The 5,016-nt window shown below is 74.4% G+C and carries 3 protein-coding genes; 2 read left to right on the plus strand and 1 reads right to left on the minus strand.

All coding sequences use genetic code 11. From position 1 onward, the window contains the following. The coding region (locus AOK03_RS23960) for a serine/threonine-protein kinase (RefSeq protein ID WP_341845822.1) at window positions 1-898 on the minus strand (898 nt) is incomplete at its 3' end. Window positions 899-987: 89 nt separating this feature from the next. Between AOK03_RS23960 and AOK03_RS23965 the strand changes: the two genes are divergently transcribed. After that, a complete protein-coding gene (locus AOK03_RS23965) occupies window positions 988-2,289 on the plus strand; it encodes a carboxylesterase/lipase family protein (protein ID WP_055567404.1) in 1,302 nt (433 codons plus the stop codon). 76 nt (window positions 2,290-2,365) lie between these two features. Beyond that, a complete protein-coding gene (gene glgP, locus AOK03_RS23970; protein WP_055567405.1) occupies window positions 2,366-4,993 on the plus strand; it encodes an alpha-glucan family phosphorylase in 2,628 nt (875 codons plus the stop codon). Window positions 4,994-5,016: the final 23 nt, after the last annotated feature.

The following is a 5,016-nucleotide window of genomic DNA, read 5'->3' on the forward strand; positions in this document are numbered from 1 at the left end:
CCCCCCACAGCGCCTCCAACCCCGCCGCCACCTCCTCGGGACCCGGCCGCTCGCCCGGATCGCGCGACAAGCAGGCGGCGAGCAGCTCGCGCAGCTCCTCGGGGACGCCGTCCAGGCGGGCCTCGGCGCGGGACACGCGGTACAGGACCGCCGCCACCGGGCCGTCCCCGAACGGGTCGTCGCCCGACGCCGCGTAGGCGAGGACCGATGCCAGGCAGAACACGTCGGAGGCGGCCACCACGTGGCGGCCGCCCGCCACGTGTTCGGGGGACATGAAGCCGGGCGTGCCGACCAGCAGGCCCGTCGAGGTCATGGTCGTAGCACCGAGCGCCCGCGCCACACCGAAGTCGATGAGCTTGGGCCCGTCCGCGCCGAGCAGGACGTTCGCGGGCTTGAGGTCGCGGTGCAGGGCCCCCGCTGCGTGCACGGCGGCCAGCGCGCGGGCCGTGCCCGCGCCGAGCGCGGCGACGGAGGCGACCGGCAGCGGGCCGTGCCGCCGCACCGCGTCCGCGAGGTTCGGCCCGGCGACGTACTCCGTGGCGAGCCAGGGCTGTCCGGCGTCCGCGTCGCCCGCGACGAGCCGGGCCACGAAGGGGCTGGCCACGGACGTCGCGACGGATATCTCGCGCCGGAACCGGGCGCGGAACGCCGCGTCGCCCGCGAGGTCCTTGCGGATCGCCTTCACGGCGACGAGCGTGTCCGGATCGTAGGGGCGGCCGGGTTCGTGGGGGCCGGGCGCGGCCAGGAAGACCTCGCCCATGCCGCCCGCGCCGAGCCGCGCCAGCGTCTCGTACGGCCCTGTCCGCAGTGGGGACGACTCCCGCAGCTGCCCGATCATCCGTCCGCCCCCGTTGCCGCAGTTGTCACAGTTGTCGACCGTCAAGTGCCGTGTCCGCACGGCAGGTTGCAGGTTACAGCGAGTGCGCCGGTGCGGCCGGAGAGTCGCGGGCGTTGCCCCGCGGGCCGAATGTGGTGTCGAGTGGCGTCATGGCCGACGCAGACCGTCCGCACCCGACCGTCACCACCGCCCACGGCCCCGTCCGGGGCGAACGCCGCGCCACCGGGACCCGGTTCCTCGGCATCCCGTACGCCGCGCCGCCCGTCGGCGACCTCCGTCTCGCGCCGCCCGTCCCGCCCGCCCCGTGGACCGCGCCGCTGGACGCCACCGCGTACGGGCCGACGGCACAGCGCCGAGGCCTCGGCGACGGAGCAACGATTCCGGAGCCGTCGGTCCCCGGTGCGGGCATCCTCAACCTGAACGTCTGCACGCCCGCCACGGACCCGGACGCGGCACTGCCCGTCCTGCTCTGGATCCACGGCGGCGGCTACGTCGGAGGTTCCGCGGCGAGCCCCTGGTACGACGGGGCCGCGTTCAACCGGGACGGCGTCGTCCTCGTGTCCGTCGGCTACCGGCTCGGCATCGAGGGCTTCCTGCACCTGGCCGACGCACCGGACAACCGTGGCGTACGCGACTGGATCGCCGCCCTGGAGTGGGTGCGGGACAACATCGCGGCGTTCGGCGGCGATCCGGAGAAGGTCACGGTCGCCGGGCAGTCCGCGGGCGGCGGCGCCGTCCAGACGCTGCTCGCGACACCCGCCGCCCGCGGCCTGTTCCGCGCCGCGATCTCCATGTCCGGCTCGCTGATCGAGCCGCAGGGGCGCTGGGTCGGCCCGGCCGTGGCCGAGCTGTTCACGCGGCGCACGGGGCTGCCCGCCACGGCGGCGGCGCTCCGCGACCTGCCGGACGGCCGGTTGCTGGAGCTCCAGGACGCGCTGAGCGCGCCGGGACCCGGCCGCGAGCGGCTGCCGGGACCCCTGCTCGGTCCGGTCGCCGACGGAGACCTGGTTCCGCGGCCGGTGCTCACCGAGCTCACCGAGGGCGACCTGGCGGCCGGGGTGCCGCTGCTCCTCGGGTACACCCGGCACGAGTTCCACGAGTTCGGCGGGCAGGAGCTGACCGACCTCGCCTTCCGGGGCCCCGCCCTCGCGGTGGCACGGGCGCGCGCCGCGCGCGAACACCCCACGTGGCTCTACGAGTTCGCCTGGCCCTCACCCGTGCCGGGCCCCCGGCAGGGTCTTGCCTTCCACTGCCTCGACCTGCCCTTCGTCTTCGACCTGCTCGACGCGGAGGGCGTGGCCGCCGCCGCGGGCGACGCCCCGCCGCAGGAGCTGGCCGACGCGATGCATGCCGCCTGGGTCTCCTTCGTCCGCGACCTCGGCCCGGGCGACACCTGGCCGCGCCACGCCCCGGACGAGCCCGCGTCCTTCGCGCCCGTCCGTGCGCCGTAGTTGCCGGGGGCCGGTCACCGCTACCGTCGACGCGTAGGTCGATTCGTACCGCATTCCCCGTAGAGGTGGAGTCGCTGTGAAGGCCATCCGTCGATTCACCGTACGTCCCGTCCTTCCCGAACCCCTCGGCCGGCTCTCCGAGCTGGCCCGCAATCTGCGCTGGTCCTGGCATCCGCGCACCCGTGATCTCTTCAAGTCCGTCGACCCCCGGCTCTGGGAGGCGTCCGGCCGCGACCCCGTGCGCCTCCTCGGCGAGGTGCCGCCCGCCCGGCTCGACGAGCTCGCCGGTGACGCGGACTTCCTGCAGCGGCTCGACGCGGCGGCCGACGACCTGCGCGACTACGTAGAGGGGGAGCGCTGGTACCAGGAGCGGGCCCGCGGCGAGGGCCATCTGCCGCGCTGCGTCGCCTACTTCTCGCCCGAGTTCGGCATCACGGCGGCCCTGCCGCAGTACTCCGGCGGCCTCGGCATCCTCGCCGGGGACCACCTGAAGGCCGCGAGCGACCTCGGCGTCCCGCTCATCGGCGTCGGACTGCTCTACCGGCACGGCTACTTCCGCCAGTCACTGTCCCACGATGCCTGGCAGCAGGAGCACTACCCGGTCCTCGACCCCAACGAGCTCCCCCTCGCCCTGCTGCGCGAGGCCGACGGCACCCCCGCCATCGTGGCGCTCGCGCTGCCCGGCGGGCGGTGGCTGCGCGCCCACGTCTGGCAGGCGCAGGTCGGCCGCGTCCCGCTGCTGATGCTCGACTCCGACGTGGAGGAGAACGACCCCGGCGAGCGCGACGTCACCGACCGGCTGTACGGCGGCGGCAGCGAGCACCGGCTGCTCCAGGAGATGCTGCTCGGCATCGGCGGAGTGCGCGCCGTCCGGACGTACTGCCGCCTGACCGGCCACCCCGAGCCGGAGGTCTTCCACACGAACGAGGGCCACGCCGGATTCCTCGGCCTGGAGCGCATCCACGAACTCGCCCACCAGGGCGTCGACTTCGACGCCGCGCTCGAAGCCGTGCGCGCCGGAACCGTCTTCACCACCCACACGCCCGTGCCCGCCGGCATCGACCGCTTCGACCGCGAACTGGTCGCCCACCACTTCGGCCCCGGCGCCGAGCTGCCCCGCATCGACGCGGGAGACGTCCTGCGGCTCGGCATGGAGACGTATCCGGGAGGCGAGCCCAACCTCTTCAACATGGCGGTGATGGGCCTGCGGCTCGGCAGCCGCGCCAACGGCGTCAGCACCCTGCACGGCTCGGTGAGCCGCGAGATGTTCGCGGGCCTGTGGCCGGGCTTCGACGCCCAGGAGGTCCCGATCGCCTCCGTCACCAACGGCGTGCACGCCCCGACCTGGGTGGCCCCCGAGGTCTTCCGGCTCGGCGCCCGGCAGATCGGCGAGCGGCGCACCGAGGACGCGCTCTCCGTCGGCGGCTCCGACCGGTGGGACGCGGTGGCCGACATCCAGGACGCCGACATCTGGGAGCTCCGCCGCACCCTGCGCGAGCAGCTGGTCCACGAGGTCAGGACGCGTCTGCACGACTCCTGGCGGCAACGCGGCGCCGCCACCGCCGAGTTGGGCTGGATCGACGAGGTGCTCGACCCGGACGTCCTCACCATCGGCTTCGCCCGCCGCGTCCCCTCGTACAAACGCCTGACGCTGATGCTGCGCGACCGCGACCGGCTGATGGAGCTGCTGCGCCACCCCGAGCGGCCCGTGCAGATCGTCGTCGCGGGCAAGGCGCACCCGGCGGACGACGGCGGCAAGCGGCTCATCCAGGAGCTCGTCAGGTTCACCGATGACCCGCGGGTGCGCCGGCACATCGTGTTCCTGCCGGACTACGGCATGGCGATGGCGCAGAAGCTCTACCCGGGCTGCGACGTGTGGCTGAACAATCCGCTCAGGCCCCTGGAGGCGTGCGGGACCTCCGGGATGAAGGCCGCCCTGAACGGCTGCCTCAACCTCTCGGTCCTCGACGGCTGGTGGGACGAGTGGTTCGAGCCGGACTTCGGCTGGGCCATCCCCACCGCGGACGGCTCCGCCACCGACGACGACCGCCGCGACGACCTGGAGGCCGCCGCCCTCTACGACCTCCTGGAGCGTCGCATCGCACCCCGCTTCTACGAACAGGGCCCCGACGGCCTGCCCGACCGCTGGATCGAGATGGTCCGCAGGACCCTGACCCGGCTCGGCCCGAAGGTCCTCGCGGGCCGCATGGTGCGCGAGTACGTCGAGAAGCTGTACGCGCCCGCCGCGCGGGCCCACCGCACCCTGGACGTCACGGCCGCGGGCGAGCTCGCCTCCTGGAAGACCAGGGTCAGGGCGGCCTGGCCGCGGGTCGCCGTCGACCACGTCGAGGCGTCGGCGACGGGTGCCACGGCCGAGCTGGGCGCCACGCTGTCGCTGCGGGTGCGCGTACATCTGGGGGAGTTGACGCCCGATGACGTGGAGGTGCAGACGCTCGCGGGGCGCGTCGACCCGGAGGACCACATCACCGAGGCGGCGCCGGTCACCCTGAAGCCCACGGGCGGGCCCGATCCCGAGGGGCGCTGGGTGTACGAGGGGCCCCTCGCGCTCGACCGCACGGGCCCCTTCGGATACACGGTGCGGATCCTGCCCGCGCACCGGCTGCTGGCCAGCGGCGCCGAACTGGGGCTGGTGGCGGTGCCCTCCGAGGCGACGGGGGAGGAGGCGGGCGTGTTGATGAGGTGAGAGGCTGGCTCGTATACACATCT

The organism is Streptomyces atriruber (assembly GCF_001418325.1).
GTDB lineage: Bacteria > Actinomycetota > Actinomycetes > Streptomycetales > Streptomycetaceae > Streptomyces > Streptomyces atriruber.

Excerpts from the sequence above, each read along its gene's own strand:
- AOK03_RS23965 (WP_055567404.1), top strand. The coding sequence starts at position 988 with ATGGCCGACGCAGACCGTCCGCACCCGACCGTCACCACCGCCCACGGC.